The organism is Anaerosporomusa subterranea, assembly GCF_001611555.1.
Taxonomy (GTDB): domain Bacteria; phylum Bacillota; class Negativicutes; order Sporomusales; family Acetonemataceae; genus Anaerosporomusa; species Anaerosporomusa subterranea.
Window position 1 is genome coordinate 21460 of sequence record NZ_LSGP01000020.1, and the last position, 20313, is coordinate 41772.

General features: G+C 46.6%; 17 protein-coding genes. 10 read left to right on the forward strand and 7 right to left on the reverse strand.

The genetic code is table 11. The features are described 5' to 3' along the window. Positions 1-121: 121 nt before the first annotated feature. The 4 genes from AXX12_RS12525 to AXX12_RS12540 all read left to right on the forward strand — a co-directional run bounded on the left by AXX12_RS12525 (position 122) and on the right by AXX12_RS12540 (position 3660). On the forward strand, positions 122-1075 hold the full coding sequence (locus AXX12_RS12525; RefSeq protein ID WP_066243184.1) for an ABC transporter substrate-binding protein: 954 nt from the start codon (positions 122-124) through the stop codon (positions 1073-1075). A 6-nt stretch (positions 1076-1081) separates the two neighbouring features. After that, entirely contained in the window at positions 1082-1834 is a 753-nt protein-coding gene (locus tag AXX12_RS12530) for an ABC transporter ATP-binding protein (protein ID WP_066243188.1), read from the forward strand. Next, positions 1831-2574, forward strand: coding sequence for an ABC transporter permease (locus AXX12_RS12535; protein WP_066243190.1), 744 nt, complete (start codon positions 1831-1833; stop codon positions 2572-2574). The genes AXX12_RS12530 and AXX12_RS12535 overlap by 4 nt, the downstream gene beginning before the upstream one ends. A gap of 198 nt (positions 2575-2772) precedes the next feature. Further along, a complete protein-coding gene (locus AXX12_RS12540) occupies positions 2773-3660 on the forward strand; it encodes a cation diffusion facilitator family transporter (RefSeq protein WP_066243192.1) in 888 nt (295 codons plus the stop codon). Positions 3661-3692: 32 nt separating this feature from the next. Here AXX12_RS12540 and AXX12_RS12545 read toward each other — a convergent pair whose 3' ends face one another. The 4 genes from AXX12_RS12545 to AXX12_RS12560 all read right to left on the reverse strand — a co-directional run bounded on the left by AXX12_RS12545 (position 3693) and on the right by AXX12_RS12560 (position 8850). Next, the gene (locus AXX12_RS12545) at positions 3693-4826 is read right to left on the reverse strand and encodes an NAD(P)/FAD-dependent oxidoreductase (RefSeq protein WP_066243198.1); all 1134 of its coding nucleotides are present in this window, start codon (positions 4824-4826) and stop codon (positions 3693-3695) included. 52 nt (positions 4827-4878) lie between these two features. Beyond that, positions 4879-6336: an SLC13 family permease gene (locus tag AXX12_RS12550; RefSeq protein ID WP_066243200.1), complete on the reverse strand. Its 1458-nt coding sequence runs from the start codon at positions 6334-6336 to the stop codon at positions 4879-4881. Between the two features lie 133 nt (positions 6337-6469). Then, a complete protein-coding gene (locus tag AXX12_RS12555; protein WP_082816850.1) occupies positions 6470-7210 on the reverse strand; it encodes a LytR/AlgR family response regulator transcription factor in 741 nt (246 codons plus the stop codon). Then, positions 7207-8850: a LytS/YhcK type 5TM receptor domain-containing protein gene (locus AXX12_RS12560; RefSeq protein ID WP_066243205.1), complete on the reverse strand. Its 1644-nt coding sequence runs from the start codon at positions 8848-8850 to the stop codon at positions 7207-7209. Before AXX12_RS12560 ends, AXX12_RS12555 begins: the two co-directional genes overlap by 4 nt. 222 nt (positions 8851-9072) lie before the next feature. Between AXX12_RS12560 and AXX12_RS12565 the strand changes: the two genes are divergently transcribed. The 5 genes from AXX12_RS12565 (at position 9073) to citF (ending at position 14311) form a co-directional block, all read left to right on the forward strand. Continuing rightward, positions 9073-9945, forward strand: a complete 873-nt coding sequence (locus AXX12_RS12565; RefSeq protein WP_066243208.1) for a LysR family transcriptional regulator — start codon at positions 9073-9075, stop codon at positions 9943-9945. Positions 9946-10158: 213 nt separating this feature from the next. Further along, on the forward strand, positions 10159-11514 hold the full coding sequence (locus AXX12_RS12570; RefSeq protein ID WP_066243210.1) for a TRAP transporter large permease subunit: 1356 nt from the start codon (positions 10159-10161) through the stop codon (positions 11512-11514). Positions 11515-11525: 11 nt separating this feature from the next. Further along, on the forward strand, positions 11526-11759 hold the full coding sequence (locus AXX12_RS12575) for a hypothetical protein (RefSeq protein WP_066243212.1): 234 nt from the start codon (positions 11526-11528) through the stop codon (positions 11757-11759). A 33-nt stretch (positions 11760-11792) separates the two neighbouring features. After that, positions 11793-12758: an HpcH/HpaI aldolase/citrate lyase family protein gene (locus AXX12_RS12580; protein ID WP_066243215.1), complete on the forward strand. Its 966-nt coding sequence runs from the start codon at positions 11793-11795 to the stop codon at positions 12756-12758. 20 nt (positions 12759-12778) lie between these two features. After that, complete coding sequence (citF, locus tag AXX12_RS12585; RefSeq protein ID WP_066243219.1) at positions 12779-14311, forward strand: citrate lyase subunit alpha; 1533 nt, start codon at positions 12779-12781, stop codon at positions 14309-14311. A gap of 130 nt (positions 14312-14441) precedes the next feature. Here the strand turns inward: citF and AXX12_RS12590 are convergent, their stop codons facing one another. The 3 genes from AXX12_RS12590 to AXX12_RS12600 all read right to left on the reverse strand — a co-directional run bounded on the left by AXX12_RS12590 (position 14442) and on the right by AXX12_RS12600 (position 17988). Next, entirely contained in the window at positions 14442-15743 is a 1302-nt protein-coding gene (locus AXX12_RS12590) for a CitMHS family transporter (protein WP_066243223.1), read from the reverse strand. A 74-nt stretch (positions 15744-15817) separates the two neighbouring features. Continuing rightward, positions 15818-17011 (reverse strand): CaiB/BaiF CoA transferase family protein, encoded by a 1194-nt coding sequence (locus tag AXX12_RS12595; protein WP_066243226.1) that lies wholly within the window; start codon positions 17009-17011, stop codon positions 15818-15820. Between the two features lie 32 nt (positions 17012-17043). Further along, complete coding sequence (locus AXX12_RS12600; RefSeq protein WP_197470728.1) at positions 17044-17988, reverse strand: hydroxymethylglutaryl-CoA lyase; 945 nt, start codon at positions 17986-17988, stop codon at positions 17044-17046. Between the two features lie 442 nt (positions 17989-18430). On the opposite strand from AXX12_RS12600, the gene AXX12_RS12605 reads away from it, so the two are divergent. Next, positions 18431-20296, forward strand: coding sequence for a sigma 54-interacting transcriptional regulator (locus AXX12_RS12605; protein WP_066243229.1), 1866 nt, complete (start codon positions 18431-18433; stop codon positions 20294-20296). Positions 20297-20313: the final 17 nt, after the last annotated feature.

The following is a 20313-nucleotide window of genomic DNA, read 5'->3' on the forward strand; positions in this document are numbered from 1 at the left end:
ATCCCACCGTGTTTAGAACAAGGATGTTTTTCGCGATTCTTTTTTTGCAGGATTAGCCTCGCTGCAGAGCGAACCCTCATTTAGACATATAATGCGGGTTAACTTGAATGGAGGATCTTTCGTGAAAAAGCTGTTAACTATCTGCTTAGTCATTACCGCAACATTTGTACTTGCCGCCTGCTCGGTAAACAAGAACGACACGACTGTGCAAAAGCCTGAGCAACTACAGACGATTACCCTGGGAATTCTGCCAGACGTTGATTCGATTCCGTTTATTATCGCCCAAGAGAAGGGATTCTTTCGCGAACAGGGACTAACAGTCAAGCTACAGTCGTTTAAAAGCGCCATGGACCGCGATAGCGCCCTGCAAAGCGGCAATCTGGACGGCGCGGTTTCTGACATATTAGCTGCAGCGTTTGCTAAAGAAGGCGGTTTTAGCACAGTCATTACTTCACTAACCAACGGCAGCTACAAATTGATTATCCACAAAGATGTCAGCGCCGCCTCAATTAAAGACCTAAAAGGCAAGGATGTCGGGATTTCCAAGAATACAATTATCGAATATGTGACAGATAAGATGCTGACAGAGGCTGGGTTAACCTCAGGCGATATTAATAAAGCAATCATTCCCCAGATGCCTGCCCGCTTGGAAATGCTAAAGAATGGCAAGATTGCTGCCGCCACGCTGCCAGAGCCGTTAGCCACTATCGCTGTCAATAACGGTGCTAAGATTCTTAATAGTTCTGACAAACTCGGAGTAAATCCCGGCGTCTTGTTGTTTACCGCCAAGTCGACCAAAGAAAAGAGCAAAGAAATCCAGGCCATGTACCAGGCCTACAATAAAGCAGTTGACTACCTGTCACGTGAACCAGCGGCAAACTATATTGATCTGCTGATTGAAAAAGGCGGCTTCCCGAAGGAAGTAAAGGGCAATATTGTATTGCCTGCTTATACCAAAGCAACAGCGCCTGCACCGAAAGAAATCGAATCAGTGGTAGAGTGGCTGCAGACCAAGCAATTAATCAAAAAAGCCTATACATATCAAGACTTAGTTGACACTGGCTTTGTCCGGTAATCTAATATGATCACAATCAAGAACTTGTCTGTGAGCTATGGATTAGCACCCGAACAATATGAAGCATTGCGGCATATTTCGCTTGAGCTGGCAGGGGGGGAGACCTGTGCCATTGTCGGCCCTTCCGGTTGCGGCAAATCCACCCTGCTACGGGTGTTGGCAGGCATCATTACCGATTTCAGCGGTGCGGTAGCAATTAACGGCCAGCCAATTACGCCCCACCAACAAAGGATTGGCTTCATTCCGCAAAATTACGGCCTGTTACCTTGGAAAAATGTTGCGCAGAATATCCTGCTTGGGGTGAAAATCAAGAGCAGGCAGGCTGCAGATGATACAGAGGCTCTATCAGTCCTGCTGCAGCAACTAGGCCTGAAAGGGCTAGAAAACCGCTATCCGGGTGAATTGAGTGGCGGTCAGCAACAACGGGTTGCCTTAGCCCGTTCCTTTCTTTTAAAGCCTGATTTGCTGCTGATGGATGAGCCATTTTCCGCCCTTGATGCCATCACCCGGGAGGAAATACAGGCTGTATTCCTCAATGCCTGGCGGCAACGTCCGGTTTCTACCGTTCTCGTTACCCACCATGTAGAGGAAGCCGTTTATCTCGGCCGAAAAATCGTGATTCTCACCGGCAGGCCTGGATTCCTTAACACAGTCATCGAAAATCCCTTATTTGGCGTGTCAGACATCCGTTCTAGCCGTGACTTCTTTCAATTGTGTCTTGAGTTGCGGAAGAAGTTGAAGGAGGAGTGGACACTATGACAGCAAAGGGCATCAGGGCATATTTATATGGTTTTGTGATGTTTCTGGTTCTATGGCAGGCTGTCGCCAGCATGCTGAAGCTACCCATTATCCCTTCACCCGCCACTGTCATGCTGACGCTGTCGCAGATCTTCTATTCTCACATCGCTGTTCACAGCCTTTTTAGCCTGTGGCGCATTGCTGCCGGGGTTATCTTGTCAGTCATTATTGGCATCCCCATTGGACTGTGCATGGGCTACTTTAGCCGCTGGGACAAGGCGTTATCGCCGATTATCTACCTCAGCTATCCGATCCCCAAAATTGCTCTGCTTCCAATAATCATGCTACTATTTGGCCTAGGCGACTTGTCAAAAATCTTCATGATCTTCTTGATCATTATCTTTCAAGTCATTGTCGCGGTAAGAGACAGTGTTAAAAGCATCCCCAAAGAAACCTATTATCCCTTGTACTCTCTCGGTGCAGGTTTTGCCGATATACTGCGCGAAATTCTCATCCCGGCTTCACTGCCAAAGTTTCTCACCGCCTTGCGCATTGCCATGGCCACCGCCATATCGGTCCTGTTCTTCACAGAAACCTTTGGCACAGAATATGGAATGGGATTTTTCATTATGGATGCCTGGATGCGGGTGAACTATTTAGAAATGTATTCAGGTATTATTGTCTTAAGCTGTATCGGCCTGATGCTATTTGTTACTATTGATTGGCTGGAAAGAAGGCTCTGCCACTGGCAGTATCGTTGAAATCCCCATAGCGTTTACATGTGCTCGTGCATATGCTATGATATATGGTATAAACGAACTATCTAGCTTAATAGATAACTCGTCAGATCGTCACGACTCAAGTCGGGCGATTGGGCCTTATAGGGCAATGGTTGAAACCATGGGACAGTCTTTTATGATTGTGTCATGGCTTTTTTATATGCCAAGGAGGGAGCAAACATGCCTCAGAACTCCGTAAGACAAGTGAAGAAAGTGCTCTGGCTGATTCTTGCCGCCAATTTGCTTGTCGCGGTAACAAAAATATTCATCGGCAATAGCATTCAAAGCACCAGCATGACGGCAGACGGCTATCATTCTTTAACCGACGGCGTATCGAATGTTGTCGGACTAATTGGTATTGCTTTCGCCGCTAAGCCAGTCGATTCAGACCACCCCTATGGACATAAAAAATTTGAATTCCTTACCGGTCTGTTCATTGGTGGCATGCTGCTAGTGATCACAACTAACATCATACTGGAGGCAATTGCTAAGATCCTCGAGCCTGTTACCCCGCAATTCGGCGCCGACACCATTGCAGCACTGGTCGCAACCCTGGTTATCAATGTTATTGTTAGCGTATATGAATACAGGCAGGGCCAGCGTCTGAACAGTTATATCTTAATTGCAGATTCCTTGCATACGCGAAGTGATATCTATGTTTCGCTGGGAGTATTGCTGACGTTACTCGGCATTAAACTAGGAGCGCCGCCGTTGCTTGACCCGATAGCCTCAATCATTGTCGCCGGCTTTATCGCCCACGCCGCACTCGAAATCATAAAGTCTACCAGCGATATACTAGTAGACAGGGCTGCGGTAGATTTAGTTTTGATTGAAAGTGTCACGATGACCTTTTCGCAAGTGAAGGATGTCCACGGAATACGAAGCCGGGGCAGCGAAAGCGCCCTGTTCATTGATATGCATATCGAAATTGATCCGTTGATGAGCATAGAGGAGGCTCACGAGCTTGTGCATCAGATCGAAGAAAAACTAAAAGAAGAAATTAATCCTACTATTCAGGCGTTGATTCACACTGAACCGTATAAGGGGCTGCCGGGAATAACAAAATAAAAAGAAGCTCGCGCCGTAACGCGAGCTTCTTCTTATTTTACTTCTACCCATCCGGCTGCCATACGCCCGATAGCGATGGCGGCTGTCAAACCAGGGGATTCTATGCCAACCAGGTTGATAAAGCCTGGCAAGCCTTTGTCAGTTTCATGGCGAATGACGAAATCCTTAACCGGATCGGTCGGAGCTTGGATCTTCGGACGGATGCCGGCCATATCTGGCGCCACATCGTCACGTCCAACAAAGGGAAGGTAGAGGCTGGCAGCGGTGTAGAACTCATTTCCGTGATCTGGGTCGACATCGTAATTAATGCCATCAACATAAAACGCGCTGGGGCCAAGACGCGCCCGGCCATCCATGCTCTTGGTGACATGAATACCAAGTCCTTTTAGCGCTTTTAAGGGTGGCGGATAGACCAGATGATTCAATAGTTTTGATTTGGAGGCGGAAATAGAGAAGTACTCACCTTTAACCCAATAGACCTTGTAGCCTTCCTTTTCGACATCAATGCCCAGCCAACCAGACACCACATCAGACCATAGTCCGGCGCAATTAATCAGCCAGTCGCAAGCTAGCTGGTCGGTTTTTCCGTCCGGTCCTCGGTATGTGACGATATATTCCGTCCCAGTGAATTCGACGCCTATGACCTCATGCTTATAGCCGATAAACGCGTTATCGTTGGACTGAATCATTGCTTCAAATTTTGCCATTAATTTGTGGCTGTCAATGATGCCAGTAGATGGTGAGTGAATAGCTGCCACGGCTTTGATGTGGGGTTCCATTTGCATGACTTTGGCTTTGTCAATTAAAACGAGATCATCAACGCCATTGATAGCGCCTTGTTTGGCTATGCCCTCGATGGCTGCGATTTCGCTTTCTTCACGGGCGATAATAAGCTTGCCGATTCGCTGATGCGGAATCTGATGCTGCTCGCAGAACTCATATAGCAGAGGACGCCCCTCCACACACAGCTTTGCTTTTAACGAGCCAGTCGGATAGTACATGCCACCATGGATAACTTCGCTGTTGCGGCTGGAGGTATGCCAGCCAAATTGTTGCTCTTTGTCTAGGACACCAATACAAGCATCCGGAAACTTGCGGCAAAGTTCAGCGGCAGTCGACAAACCAACTACGCCTGCGCCAATGATAATGACATCAATCTTGTCCATGAAAAAACCTCCTTTAGATAGTCTGGTGCAAATTATCCATATATGACTTCTGTTACAGCAGTCCGATCCATTGCCACCAAGTGAATGCAGTGACAATCCATAGCCCCCAGATAATTAGGCCAAGCAGGATTGAGGCTTTAACCTGCTCGGTAACAGTGTAGTAACCGGTCCCGAACATAATGATGTTACCCATCGTGTTGAACGGCAGGAATAGCGCATAAGCCATCATGAGCGCAAGAGGCATACAGAAGCTGATGATAGGAAAACCGAGAGCCTGCGCCAGACCGATGTAAATAGGCATCATGACGCCGGTCATTGCGGTTGTAGTCGACCAGATTGCATGGCTAAAGATAGAGAATCCAAGCAAGATGATCAGTAACGGCATCATCCCCATAGACTCCAGTCCGAGCGCGGCCATACCAGTTTTAATTAGCCATTCAAATGATTTCGTTTGCATTAATACGCCACTGAGGGTTAGCACACCACCAAAATACACAAACAATTCCCACGGCAATGATTTTTCTGTATCCCGCCATTCGAGCACGCCGATTTTTGGCATAAAGATGAGCAGTGCGACAAAAAAGGCGACCATGCTTGAATCAAATTTGTGAATGGCGTCTGTGGACCAAAGGATCAGCGCCAAAGCAAAATAGGCAATGGCTTTTTTCTCTGGAAGAGTAATTGGGCCCATTTCCGCCAATTGCTGATCAACATAGGTAAGACCGCCGGGAAGGCTTTTCACTTCAGGTGGATAAAGTTTGAGGCATAGCCAAAGGGTGGCAGCCAGAATGACAATATTGGTGGGAACAGCTGCTAAAGCCCAATAGCTCCAGGTGGTAAAGGCAGTCCCGCCTGCCGCCGCTGCGATGAGGCCGATAGCGACCGGATTGGGGATGGTGCCTGTCATGAAAGCGGAACCGGTGATATTCGAAGTAAAGGTTGCTGATAACGCTAGCGCTTTACCGAAGTTGGATTTACCCGGTTTAGCCTCATATGCTGCCGCTATCCCTTCAACAATAGGTAACATGGCCGCCGTCCGCGCCGTATTCGAAGGAGTCAACGGAGCAATCGCAAAGTTGGCCATCATTGATGCGGCGATTGCGCCAGCTGGTGTGCGGCCGAGACTCTTCATGATCAATAAGGCAATTCTTTTGGCAACTCCAGTTCGGGTCATGGCTATTGAAATAACAAAGCCAGTAATCAAAAGCCACAAAGAAGATGAGCCAAAGCCGCTGAGTGCAAAGGCAGCGTTGTGAATAAGACTTCCGTCTTTCGCCACCGCGCTGGTCGCGTTACCTACCCAAAAATACAATAATACAGTGGTTATAAAGGTGCTGACCGCGAAGTTGACTCCGATGGTAATCCACATGATTATTGCCCCGCCGAATATGGCCAGCAGTTTGTGTTGAACCACCTTCATGCCGACTGGCGTGGGCAAAGCCCAGATGAGAAAGAAAACCACGACTGATAGAACAAAACCGTACTTTTTGCCCCATTGTTCGAAAGTCACAAGAATATCCCTCCTCCCATATGTTCTATATACAGCATATGGCAGAAAGGGAAGAATATTAAAGCAATTTCATCCCAACAACAGAAAACTACGTATGAACCGCTCTCTAGAAGCACGAATGTTCAGACAAATACTATACCGGTAAATATTCTTTTAGTTTAGATGCGTATACTCGCCCGACGGGAATTTCTGACGGCGGATCTTTCATAATTAGCAGATAGCCGCGATTAAACCAGTTAGCAATTTGCCGGATTTGATTCACATTCACGATATAATTACGGTGACAGCGATAAAAATCTTTTGGGTCAAGCATTTCTTCCAATTCATGAAGCCTCCGCCGCACCCCAAATGTCTGTCCTTCCACCGTGCGGAGAAAAACCTGCCGGTCGTCCGCCTGAATGAGCTGAATCCGGCTAACGTCAATGACTTCAAGGCGATCGCCAGCCACGACGCATAATTTGCGAACTGCGGCGTAAGCGCGAGGCGCCTGAGGCTGAGACCTGGCCTGCCGCCAGAGTCGGACTTTCTTTAAGACACGAGCAATATCATTCTCGTCAAAAGGTTTCAAAATATAATCCACCGCATCGACGCCAAAGGCATCAACGGCGAAATCGCTATATGCGGTTACGAAAACGATAAGCGGAGGACGTGGTGCGCTTGACAGCTTTTTTGCCAATTCGAGACCACTCATGCCAGGCATGTGAATATCAAGAAACACAACATCAACCTGCTTTGCCGCTACTATTCTCGCGGCGTCTTGGGCATTATACGCAATCCCCTGCACTTCAATATCCTGGATAGTTTCTAAGACGCAGCGCAGTTCATCGCAAATTAAGAGTTCGTCATCAACAATAAGCGCTCTCAGCTTGCTCAAGCCGATTCCTCCTTCGCCTGCCCATCTGGAATCAGGGCGCGAATGCGCGTGCCCTGGCCTTCTTGACTGGTAATGTTTAACCCGTAGTTCGAACCGAACGCCAAACGCAAACGCATATGCACATTGTTCAGCCCAATGCCAGCGCCAGATGTATGTTTAGTGGAAGAACCATCAAAGCGGGCGATATCAGTCAATCTGTCGGCAGAAATGCCCACTCCATCATCTTCGATTTCGATGAACAAATGATGATCCTCGCGCAAAATGCGAATAGTAAGAAGACCGCCCTCTATCTTGGGAGATAAGCCGTGTCTTATGGCGTTTTCGACCAGGGGTTGCAGTGTGAAAACCGGCACTTTACAATTTAACGCCGTATCAGCAAAGAATTCTTCCAGGCGGATTCGTTCGCCAAAACGAGCCTTTTCCAATCGCACATAAGCGTGAACCAACTCCATCTCCTCGCGTAGAGAAACCATCGCTTCGCCATGTTCGAGCGCGCGCCGCAGTAAATCGGATAAGTCCTTAACGCAGGCTCGGGCAAGTTCTGGACTAATCCGGATAAGGGAGCGGACTGCCCCAAGTGTGTTAAATAGAAAGTGAGGATTGACCTGAGCTTTTAGCATCCGATACTCAACTTCCGCTTCATACGGGGTGATCGTCTCGTAGTTTATTTTACAAAGCTTCAATGAACCCGAAAGTTGTCCATCGACTACTATCGGCGCATCGATCATTGCGGTAATCTGACAACCCGGGTGCGGACAGGCTATATCTCCCGGTTTATTAACAATAACGGTTTGCTGCGTTTGCAGAGCCTGTTGTGTAACCCGGGTGACGATAGGAGAGCCGACGACATGATGATCGGCGCCTACCCCAACAAAAGCAATCACCTTTTCGGTATCGGTGATCGCGATTGCGGCGGCTTTGGTCTCTTCCAGCAGAATGTGGACAACCGCTAAAGCCGTTTTTTCATTGAAGCCCTCACGTAGAAATTCTGTCGTCTGTTGAATCATCCGCATCGCCTGCTGCGCTGACTGAGCTTGAACCTTCTTCTGCTCCTGAAACACATCATGTATGATATAGACAAATAAGCCAACGGCTAAAGAATTAGCGATAACTGTTGGCACGCCGATAATTTTTTCTAGCTCCCAAGCTTGTTCAAACGGTTTTGAAAGAGCCAGAACCATGCCTTTTAGGATCAGTTCGCATACAAAGCCGGTGCATAAAGCCGACTTCACCTCAAGCCTCCGAAAGCCCAAGAATCGGTATGCCATTCCACTGACCACACCGGCGATGATATTAGCAAGAACCGAAGCCCACATGGTATATCCGCCCATAAAATAGCGAGGGATCGCACCGATAATTCCTGCACCAATGCCGACGAGCGGGCCGCCAATTAAGCCGCCGGCAATCGGACCGACAATTCGCGTGTTTGCCATCGAGCCCATGACCGGAATGCCCATCCAGTTGCCAACAGCAGAAAAGAGGCCAAAGACCAGCGCCAAGACTAGCTTATCTCGTAAACGAAACTCTAACTGTGCCAACGCCCTACGAATTGCGGGCAGCCGGGTTGTCAGATAAGCACAAATGCCGATGAGCGCCACATTTCTGCTAATATCAAGGACCAAAGACCAATTGATGCTCACAAGCTAACCTCCTTTGCCGTCAGTTCCTCTGCTATTTTACTTACACATGGACTTAGTTCCATCAAGAGACAAAAAATCCTGCAGACTGGCAGCAGGAGGCGGAGCACCGATTATTACGGCTATAACTTCCCTTGACACGATACCTGCAGGAATAGACATACATTCATCGAATATTCTGTTTGACAAGCAGTGTGTGACTAACTGCTGCATTGGGAGGTTTTAATGGAAGACCGAGATTGGTTAATCATCAAAGTGTTGCAGGAGAATAAAAATGTCACGAAAACAGCGCAAGCATTATTCATCTCTCAGCCCTCACTTACTGCTCGCATACGCCACATAGAAGATGAATTCGGCGTTAAAATGATCTATCGTGGCAGCAGAGGTATTCATTTCACACCCGAGGGTGATTACCTGGCGCAACGCGCTCAAGATATGCTAACAAATATTCGTCATATAAAAGAACAAGTTGTTAATATGAGCGCCGAGATAAGAGGAACACTACGATTGGCTGCTCCTAATTATCTAGCTAAGTTTAAGCTGCCCCGGCTGCTCGGACTTTTTAAAGAACGATATCCAAATGTTGAGTTTGATGTCATTAATGCCTGGAGTCGTGATATCTGCAGTCTATTATATAACCAAGACGTACAGGTGGGGTTTGTCCGAACAGACAATAGTTGGAACGGTGAAAAGCATATTTTACATGAGGAGCCACTATGCATTGCCTCGAAAAAAGAAATTAGTCTTAAAGATCTTCCCCAGCTAGCGCGAATTGATTATCATACCGATACTTCATATAAGACATTCCTCAATACCTGGTGGAGTGAGAATTTTTCACGACCACCGAGAATTAGCATGACGGTTGGTCAACTGGATATCTGTAAAGCCATGGTCGTAAACGGCTTAGGTTATGGAATATTGCCCAGCACGATTTTTTATGATGTTGAGCCTTTACATCAGATTCCGATAACCGATAAAGCAGGTAACCCTATATTAAGAAAAACAATAATGCTTTATCAAACGGAAATACTGGAATTGAAGATGGTAAACTTGTTTGTGAACTTTGCTAAAACCGTAGATTTTAATCATTTATTGTAGACGGCGAATATGCTATTTTTTCAAGAAATCCTATAGCCTGCAAGGGTTATAGGATTTCTTAATGTTACGGCAAATCGATGAAATACTTATTTCTGATGGTTGATATCAATTTTATATATTTTTTATTTTTCTGAATTAACTGTATTATTGGCACGAAACATGTTTCACATATCTCCTTAGTCAAACCGAAATAGATGAAATGGAGGCAACAGAATGGGACTAAGTATTTGGTCATTACTAGCGTACATCATTACGATTATTGTTTGGAACGCAGGTCTAAAGCGAAATATCGGCGAGGCTATGATAGCGGGTTGGGTAGCCGTCCTGCTGTTTGGCGGAAGTAAGTTTTTTGATTTAGCAACTAAAAGTATAATTTTTGCGGCCACACAGGAAACCGTATATGCGGCGCTCGCCTTTGTATTCATGGCTTTTGTTATGACAAAGACCGGACTGGTAAACCGAATGGTAGATATTCTTAATTCAACTTTAGGCAGGGTTGCTGGCGGTGCCGGTTATATCTCGACGTTGGCGAGCGCCCTAATGGGGCTGATTTCCGGGTCTGGCTCCGGCAATGCCGCGTCAGTCGGTGCGGTAACAATCCCTTGGATGGTTAAATCCAACTGGTCCTCGAAGTTAAGCGCTACAATGGTCGCCGGCAACGCCGGCCTAGGCATTGCATTGCCGCCATGCTCATCAATGTTTCTGCTGCTGGGTCTGGGGGTCGTCGCCGCGAAAGTCACCACCGGCTCCCTATATATCGCTCTTCTGACAGGCGGATTGTGGACTCTGCTGTATCGTCTGATTTTAGTACGTTGGTTCGTTTATAAGTACAATATTCAACCACTGCCGCCGGAAATGCTAAAACCGCTTGCGCAAACTTTGCGTGATGGTTGGACATCATTGCTGATATTCGTAGGAATCCTGCTCCCTGTCGGCCTGACAATTGGGCCGGTTGCGGATTACTTAGAGGCGATAAAGAGCTTTGGCCCAAAAGGCTTGAAAAGTATTTCGATCATAGTTTGGATTCCCGTGTTAATTAGCTGGATCGCTTTCTTCGAAGGTCGGAAGTATTTGCCGAAAACAGCCGCTGGGTTATATAACCTGGTTCAATCTTCTGCGAAGCGTTACGTCGTCGTCGGTGCAACTTTGTTTTTTGCGTTTGCTGCTGGCGATGTGATGACTGATCTAGGCCTCGCAAAAGACATGATGTCAATTTTGCAGGCGCTCAATCTTTCACCAATCATGATGATCATTCTGGTTGGCATTCTGGTAACGTTAATTGGCGGTCCGCTGACATCAACTGCAACAGTTGTAGCAATTGGCTCAGTTTCCTTCTCTGCACTCACCTATGCCGGAGTAGACCCGGCTACAGCCGCAGCCGTTATCCTGATTTTTTCTTCCACTGAAGGAGCTACGCCTCCCGGAGCGGCACCCATTTTTATTGCATGCGGCATTGCCAATGTAGACCCTGTTAAAACATTCTTACCATTGATCGCATATTACGTTATACCCATCCTGATTATAGGCGTTCTTATTGCATTGGGAATACTGCCAACTATGGTAATGTAGGGGGAAAAGACATGGAATTGCTGAAAAAGATACTAAGTGTATTGTTTGTTTGCGGCGTTTTCGGCTTTATGGCACTAGGTACAATTATTGTTGCTGTCCAATTTTATGGCATAATTGTCGCTAATGGGGCGCTCGCGATAAATATATCAAAAGCTCTAGGTAAGCCTGCCTTCATAATTGCAACAGTAACTGGACTGATTGGATTTGTCCAAGGCTATATAAACGGATGGGAAATGGGCGATTAGTAGCTCCTTAATAGAACCAGGAGGGTTTAAGTAATGACAGTCAATTACACGAAAGACACTGTTCGTAGATCAAGATTAATCATGCCGGCCAATGCGCCAAAGTTTGTTGAAAAGGCCTATTTGCGGAACGCCGATGCCGTTGTCCTCGATCTGGAAGACAGCATTCCACAAGCGGAAAAGCTGGCTACGCGAGCACTGATTAAAGAGTTGATTCCGGTTGTCGGCAAAGGCGGCAGCGATGTATTTGTCAGGGTCAACAACACGGGAGAGTTACTCAACAGTGATATTGAGGCTGCTATCTGGCCGGGAGTAGAAGGCATTATTGTTCCGAAAGTAGAAAGTGCCGCTGAAGTTCAAGCCATTGAACAGCAGATCGCTGAGTTAGAACAAAAGAGAGGCATCCCTGCCGGTCAGATCAAGATATCCGTACTGATCGAATCCTGTAAAGGCTATGTTAACTTGAATGAAATTGCCCAGGCCAGTGAGCGAATTGACACAGTTACCATTGGCAATGAAGATTTCTTGCGGGAAACTGGCATGGTAGAAACAGAGGATACGTATCACGCCTTATTAGTCCCTCGTATGCAGCTTGTGCTTACTGCCCGTGCACATGGAAAAGCGCCGCTCGGCTTAATCGGCAGTCTGGCCAACTATGGCGACACTAACGCTTTTGAAAAAAGCGCTGTACTTGCCTATAAACATGGCTATACTGGCGCCAGTTGCATTCATCCCGGTAATGTAGAGATCTTGAACAAAGCATTTTCGCCCAGTCCAGCGGAGATCGAGCGCTCCAAACAAGTGATGGCTGCCTTTGAGGCCGCTCTGGCAATAGGCAGAGCATCTACCACATTTGAGGGAAAAATGATTGATTATGTCCACTACGACAGAGCTAAACAAGTCTTTGCACGACATGCAATGATCGAAAAATTTGAATTGAAAAAGAAAGCGGCGAGAGAAGCAGTCGCGCTCACTATCGCTCCGGTACGAAAGACGGAATAAGCAAAGGAAGGTACCATCTAATGAAAAATGCTGTTGGTCGTGACATTCCTGAATTTGTCGCTGGCTGCAAAGTTTCTCCCTACCAGGGGCCGTGGACGTGTATTCCCTCTCGCCAATCCAGCGGTGGTAAGGGTGTCGATGTCTCAGCCTCGGAGAAACTTCTCAAATCCATCGACGAAGCCATCGACGCGGTCGGGTTACGGGATGGGATGACAATCTCTTTCCATCACCACCTGCGGAATGGCGACTATGTCATGAAACTGGTCATTGATGCGATTGCTCGCAAGGGAATACGCGGGTTGAAACTATCCGCCAGCTCACTAAGCGCTGTCCAAGATGCCATTATGCCACACATTGAGTCTGGGGTCATTGTCGCTATTGATACCAGCGGCATACGGGGTGAAATCGGCAAATTTGTCTCGGCCGGGAAACTACCACAACCAGTCATGATTCGAACCCACGGTGGCCGGGCCAGAGCGATCGAGTCGGGTGAACTCCCCATCGATGTTGCGTTTATCGGCGCACCGACCTGTGACACATACGGAAATATCAACGGTGTTGATGGCCCCGCGGCGTGCGGATCACTTGGCTACGCCATCGTAGACGCTGCTTGCGCTGACAAAGTGGTGGCCATTACCGATAATCTGGTTCCCCATCCGCTTCAGCGTATTAGCATTCCGCAAACACAGGTTGACTTTATTGTTAAGTTGGATTCGATTGGCGATCCAAAAGGCATTAGTACCGGCTCTTTGCGGATCAGCACAGACCCGAAAGAGTTGTTAATCTCTGAATATGCGGCGACAGTTATTGAGTATTCCGGCTATTTCCGGAACAATTTTTCACTCCAACTGGGTAGCGGTGGCGCTTCCTTATCAGCGGCCAAATTTATTCAGGAAAAAATGCGGGCTAAGGGCATCACTGCAGCGTTTGGCGTTGGCGGCATTACTGGTGTTTTTGTCGAAATGATGGAACAGGGGCTGGTCAACCTCTTATTTGATGCACAAAGCTTTGATAGTGCGTCCATTCAATCTCTGCGAAAAAATGCTCGACATTTGGAAATGTCAGCATCCTATTACGCGAGCCCAGGAACAGGCAGCCCCATCGTAAACAATGTAGATGCTGTGATTCTTAGTGCAACTGAAGTCGATATCAACTTCAACGTAAATGTGCTAACCGGTTCAAACGGTAAGTTGATGGGGGCTCCTGGCGGACATCCCGATACGGCAGCTGGTTCGAACCTTTGCATCGTTGCTCTGCCGCTTTTGCGCAAGAACTTCCCGGTTATCCGAGAATCCGTTCACACGATAGTCACACCTGGTGACACTGTCGATGTTGTTGTGACCGACCGGGGAGTAGCGATCAATCCCCTCCGCAAAGATTTAATCCGTAACTTGAAGGATTCTGGTTTGCCGCTCATGCTTATCGAAGACTTGCAGCGATTGGCCTATGAGCTTACAGGAACGCCAGATCCGGCTCCGGCTGGCGGTGATGTTGTCGGCTTAGTCGAATACAGGGATGGAACGATTATTGACGTAATCAGGAAAATAAGTTAGTGAAGTGAAAAATCCGATAAAAAAGCTCGCGTCCTCGTGGCGCGAGCTTTTTCCAGTTGGTTGACAGCCAGTACTTCTTTCGGTCAGAATTCGGCGCAGATACCATAGCCTTTGCAACGGTTATAGTACTCTAGAACGTAATGTGACCAAAGATCATCGCAACAATTAACATAACTATTGATATTGAAAGACAAGGAATTAACGTGAATTTTTGAAAATCGCCATAATCAACTTTAGTCAATCCCACCAGCAAATAGGTGGATGCAACTAGGGGACTTAATAGATGTACACCTTGTCCAATAAGAGCGGCAATCCCCATGGCAACCGGAGTAATGGAATATACTTTAGCTGCTTGTAAGAAAATCGGCAGGACGCCATAATAGTAAGCATCATTAGTAAGAAAATAGGTTCCCGGAATACTCAAGAAACTAGAGATAAAGCCTAAGTGAGATCCCAACGATTCTGGAATAGCAAGCACCATCGCCTTAGCCATAGAATCAATCATTTTGCTACCCTGCATGATACCAACAAAAGCACCTGCGGCAAATGTCAATATAACGATATTCAAACAGTCGGGAGCAATTTCAGACATTATTCTTGATTGATCTTTAACCTTCGGATAGTTTATGATCAATGCCAGAGCAGCGGCAATCATAAACATTGCAGACAATGGAATGACTTCTTTCAGGAGCATAACGATCAGCCCTAATGTTAGACCTAAGTTAAGCCACTGTACATACTGTGACTGCACTGGCCTGTCTTTGCGGTCCTCACCGGCATGCGCCGAAAAATCTACTCCTTCAACATTCATAATGCCTAAGCGCTTTCTTTCCTGTAAGCCCCAATAGTAAGCCACCAAACACACCCAAACGAGGCCGACGACCATGCTTGGACCAAGTGCACCGAAAAGTTGTGAAACACTGGTTTCTGTTATGATTAGCACACGGCCAGAAGGGCCGCCCCACGGCAGGATATTCATTATACTAACTTGCATTAAGCATAACGCAGGCAGAATCATCGGTTTAATCTGCATCCGTTTATGCAATGGATACAAAGCTGTACATGTTACCATATAGGTAGTAGCTCCATCGCCATCCAGTGCAACAATCGCAGCCAGAATCGCTGTACCAACACAAAGTTTGGCAGGGTCCCCTTTGACAAATTTTACGATTCTATTAACTAGAGGATCAAAAAAACCAACATCAATTAAAATTCCAAAGTATAGAATAGCAAAGCACAACATAACACTAGTAGGCACGACTTGTTTAATGCCAGCTACTATCCACTTGCCTGACTGTGGACCCCACCCAAATCCAAGAGCCACTACAAAAGGTACCAGGATTAGCGCAGTAACAGGGTGTAACCGCTTTGTCATAATTAGAATCATAAAGACTGCCACCATGATAAAACCAACCGTAGCCAATAGGGTCATTACTCGTTCCTCCTGTATTTCCTAATAGTTACATGCAGGATCGCTTAAGAAGATATTATATATCTTTTCATCGTTTAGATGATTTCTTTACTCTTTAGCTCTTGCAGTTGCGCATCATCCAGTCCAAGCAATTCACTGTAAACTTGTTGATTGTGTTCTCCCAGTCGCGGACCAACCCACTTAATCTCACCAGGTGTTTCACTGAATACAGGGGTAATGCCAGGCATTTTAATGGTACCTAATGTTGGATGAGGCATTTCAACAATATTTCCTCTAGCTGCATAATGAGGATCATTAAAGATATCTTCTGCATCGTATACCAGGCTAACGGGAACACCCTCGCGGTCAACGATTTCCTTCAAATCCTTATAACATAAAGAAGCAATCCATTCGCTAACAATGGCATCTATCGCCGGATCATTCTCCACCCGTGCTTTCATCGTTGAGAAGAGCGGATTTGTTAACAGCTCGGGACGCTGCATGGCCCGGGTCAGATATTCATAAGTCCGATCTGTGCTGCAAACCAAGACAACCCACTTTTCATCTTTGGTCTGATAGGTGCCGCCAGGGCTTGAGGTACCACTAAGTTTTGGTGTGCGTTGACGGATGCGTCCGTTTTTGTGATATTCAGCAACTAGGATTTCCATCATGCGGAAAATACCTTCATAGAGACTGACATCAATCTCCTGTCCTTTACCATGCAGCGCATCGCGGTGATAAAGCGCCATCATGGTAGACATCACAGCATAAAGTCCGGTAATGTAATCCACCAAAGAGAATGACGGACTAACAGGCGGTCGATCTTTGTAACCGGTAATGAATGTCATGCCCGAAAAAGCAGTGGCGGGAGTACCAAAACCTGCTACATGAGCATTCGGTCCTGTTTGGCCGTAACCGGTAACCCTGGTGATTACAATATTTGGATTCGCCTGGCGAATCGTCTCTGCATCCAGCCCCCATTTATCAAGCGTACCGGTACGGAAATTTTCAATTAACACATCGCATTGAGACACGAGCTGCAGAAACAGACTTTTGCCTTCCTCTTTGCGCAAATCTAATGTAACACACCGCTTGTTGCGACCCATTGCAGGCCATCGCAATCCTTCGTTACCATAATAAGGCCCAAGCTTGCGGAATGGATCCCCTCCATTGGGTTGCTCAACTTTGATTACGTCTGCGCCAAAATCCGCCATTAACCCTGCAGCGAACGGTGCCGCAATGACTGTAGAAACATCCAATACCCGAACTCCTTCTAATAACCCTGCCATAACAAATCCTCCTATAATTATTACGATAATCTTTATTTATTGCTTTGATGTTGAACCTTCTCTTTGGTAATATCCTCACAGCGGCCGGCTTTAAGCACAGCGCTTGCTGCTTCATGCCCTACTAACTTAGCGGCCATTCTGGCTGTGTCCATCGCTTTCAGTAAATTAATGCCGGTGTCGATTCCCATTTCATGCAACATATGAACCACGTCTTCGGTAGCAACATTACCAGACGCACCAGGAGCGAAGGGACAGCCGCCTAATCCGGCGAAGGCGCCGTCAAAAGTCCTAACTCCCGCCTCGATGCCGGCAGCAATGTTCGCCAACGCCATGTCGCGCGTATTATGAAAGTGCAATACCCACTGAACCTGGGGAAAAGCCTTTACCATATAACTGCCCAATTCATAAACCTGACGCGGGTTAGCCATACCTGTGGTATCTGACAGAGATAATTCCGTAATGCCGAGCTTTAAGAAACCGCGGACAGCGTTTTCCACCTGTTCAACTGGTACCTTACCTTGGAATGGACATCCAAACGAAGTCGAGATTGCGCCCGATACTTCCATATTGTTCTTAGAGATAAACTCCATGCAACTGGCGAACCCTTCAATCATTTCGACAGGCGTCTTGTTAAAATTATTGATGCAGTGAGCCTCACTTGCCGACACGGTTAGCTTAACCTTACTCAAACCAGCTGCATGAGCGCGTTCCACTCCTTTGAGGTTGGCAACTAATGCCCGGTATTCAACCCCATCAACCTTTTGCATTTTCTGAACGACTTGATCTGTGTCAGCCATTTGCGGAACTGCTTTTGGATGAACGAAAGAGCCAATTTCAATGATTCTTACACCAGAGTCCACGGCCATATCCAGCAATTGCAGTTTTTCTTCCACGCTAAGTATTTTTTTCTCATTTTGCAGGCCGTCACGCAGACCAACCTCACAAATGGTAACTTTACTCGGCCACACCTTTTTCATGTCCATGCTAACATCATCCTTTCTGTTATGCTTAACAGTATTGCATAAGTCATGCCAATTCCGTCTAATTGACGTAAATCATTAAATTATTTTGTAAATTCCTTGTGTTATAGGCTTTTGGGGTGCTTTTTTAAAAGAGAGAATTAGCTGTTTGTGTGCCAAAATATTGCTTGTCTCTAACTTTAACCAGTCGTTTGTTGCATTTCATTGCAGTTTTGTGCATTTGACGGGATAAGGCACAAACTGGCTATGTCTATTATCATCAACTATGTAGGAAACATTATCAATAATTCGTTCATAGCTTGATCATAAAATCATAGCGGCACAGTGATTATCGCCAACGATCGCATGTTGCAACTTGAGACGAAGCGCTGATTTTGCTATAATGAGAAGAATATGTAAGTTGCAAATTGTTGCATTACAGTGCGGGGGGTGACGTCATTTGTCTAAAATTCTTTTTTTTATTCCCTACGAAACGATGATTCCGCATGTAAAGGAAGTTTTGGCACCTAACTATCCTGATATCGAAATCGCTTTAGCCAATCCTAGAGACGCTGTTCAACTTGTTCAAAATCGCATCAACCAGGGAATTGAGATCGTTGCCGCCAGAGCCGTCACCGCGGCGGCTCTTAAACAGGCTCAATTGGGTGTTACTGTTGTTACCATCCCGATCACCGGTTTTGATATCATCCGCGCCATCAATGAAGCGAAAGCCAAAGGTAAACGGATTGCTGTTGTCGCCCATTCAGCACTGGTTCTGGGAATTGAATTTCTAGCCAAAGAACTCGGCGTAGAAATACGTCATTACGCCTTAGCCTATGGCCAAGATTATGAAAAGCTAACCTTGGAGGCCATCGCTGACGGCGCAGAAGTTATTTTGGGAGGCGCTTTGGCCGTAACAGCAGCTAGCCGTCATGGCATTCCATGCTCTTTGATTAAATTTGGCAGCGAAAGCCTTTTGCAGGCTGCTCAAGAAGCAGTGCAGCTTCAAGCCGCCCTGGAAGCCGAATCAGCTAAGTACGGTTTTTTTAGCACTATTTTGGATCACTCCCGCGACGGAGTTATTACGATTGACAAAGATCATAACATTACTGCGATTAATCCAGTCGCTCAAAAGCTTATTCATGTAAATAAGGCAACCGTCTTGGGACAATCTATCGAAATGGTTTTACCTCAATTCAACGTAGAAAACTTTGAGAAAGAAGGTAACCCGCACAGTTTAATCAGCGTGCAAGGAACGAAGGTCATGTGCAATAGCGTACCTATCTTAGTTAACAATAAGTCGTTCGGCTCCGTGATTACCTTGCAGGAGATCAGCAAGATTCAGCAAATGGAGGCAATGATCCGTAAAGAAATCTATGCCTCAGGCCATTACGCCAAATATACTTTTGCGGATGTCATTGGTACAGGACCGAAAATAACGAAAGCCGTTGAAACCGCTACCGATTATGCCGCAGCAAATTCCAGCATCCTTATATTAGGAGAATCCGGAACCGGCAAAGAACTATTTGCGCAAAGCATTCATAACGCAAGCAAACGCGCGAAAGAACCATTCGTAGCCATCAACTGCGCGGCTTTACCAGCGCAAATCCTTGAAAGCGAACTGTTTGGCTATGTCGGCGGCGCATTTACGGGAGCGAGTAAAGAAGGCAAGCCAGGCCTGTTCGAGGTAGCGCATGGTGGGACAATCTTTTTAGACGAAGTCACGGAAATGGACTATGCCAACCAGGGGCGCTTGCTGCGCGTGCTGCAGGAAAAAGCGGTGGTTCGGCTGGGCAGCTATAAAGTAACACCTGTTGACGTTCGTATCATTGCGGCGACAAATAAAGATTTGGAATTGCTTGTTCAGCAAAACACATTCCGCCTCGATCTCTTTTATCGCCTCAATGTTCTCAGGTTGGATATTCCGCCACTGCGAGAACGCAAAGTGGATATCGCCTTATATGCGGAACTATTTTTGCGGGATTTTGCCGTTAACTCTGGTAAAACCTTTAAATTATCGAGTGATGCGGTGCAATATTTACAAGAGTATCCTTGGCCGGGTAATATTCGTGAACTACGAAACCTCATGGAAAGGCTGGCTGTCGTTGCTAAAAACGAAGTAATAACCAGCATGCTGATTGGCGAAATGCTCAACCCAAAAGCCACTCCCGAAAAAGCGCAATCAGCCAAAGAAAAACGGCTAACACGAGAAATAAAAAAAGCCCTCGAGGATGCTGGTGGCAATTACACTCTTGCAGCGGAGGCATTAGGCATCAATCGTTCGACTCTGTGGCGCAGAATGCAGCGATTGAAAATCGAATATTAAAAACAAAACACCTCCAC

What these genes read in the sequence shown, in the direction of transcription:
- AXX12_RS12535 (WP_066243190.1), top strand. Translation starts at nt 1,831, where the DNA reads ATGACAGCAAAGGGCATCAGGGCATATTTATATGGTTTTGTGATGTTT.
- AXX12_RS12565 (WP_066243208.1), top strand. Translation starts at nt 9,073, where the DNA reads ATGGAAGACCGAGATTGGTTAATCATCAAAGTGTTGCAGGAGAATAAA.
- AXX12_RS12590 (WP_066243223.1), bottom strand. Translation starts at nt 15,743, where the DNA reads ATGACCCTATTGGCTACGGTTGGTTTTATCATGGTGGCAGTCTTTATG.
- AXX12_RS12600 (WP_197470728.1), bottom strand. Translation starts at nt 17,988, where the DNA reads ATGAAAAAGGTGTGGCCGAGTAAAGTTACCATTTGTGAGGTTGGTCTG.
- AXX12_RS12530 (WP_066243188.1), top strand. Translation starts at nt 1,082, where the DNA reads ATGATCACAATCAAGAACTTGTCTGTGAGCTATGGATTAGCACCCGAA.
- citF (WP_066243219.1), top strand. Translation starts at nt 12,779, where the DNA reads ATGAAAAATGCTGTTGGTCGTGACATTCCTGAATTTGTCGCTGGCTGC.
- AXX12_RS12580 (WP_066243215.1), top strand. Translation starts at nt 11,793, where the DNA reads ATGACAGTCAATTACACGAAAGACACTGTTCGTAGATCAAGATTAATC.
- AXX12_RS12545 (WP_066243198.1), bottom strand. Translation starts at nt 4,826, where the DNA reads ATGGACAAGATTGATGTCATTATCATTGGCGCAGGCGTAGTTGGTTTG.
- AXX12_RS12570 (WP_066243210.1), top strand. Translation starts at nt 10,159, where the DNA reads ATGGGACTAAGTATTTGGTCATTACTAGCGTACATCATTACGATTATT.
- AXX12_RS12575 (WP_066243212.1), top strand. Translation starts at nt 11,526, where the DNA reads ATGGAATTGCTGAAAAAGATACTAAGTGTATTGTTTGTTTGCGGCGTT.
- AXX12_RS12540 (WP_066243192.1), top strand. Translation starts at nt 2,773, where the DNA reads ATGCCTCAGAACTCCGTAAGACAAGTGAAGAAAGTGCTCTGGCTGATT.
- AXX12_RS12595 (WP_066243226.1), bottom strand. Translation starts at nt 17,011, where the DNA reads ATGGCAGGGTTATTAGAAGGAGTTCGGGTATTGGATGTTTCTACAGTC.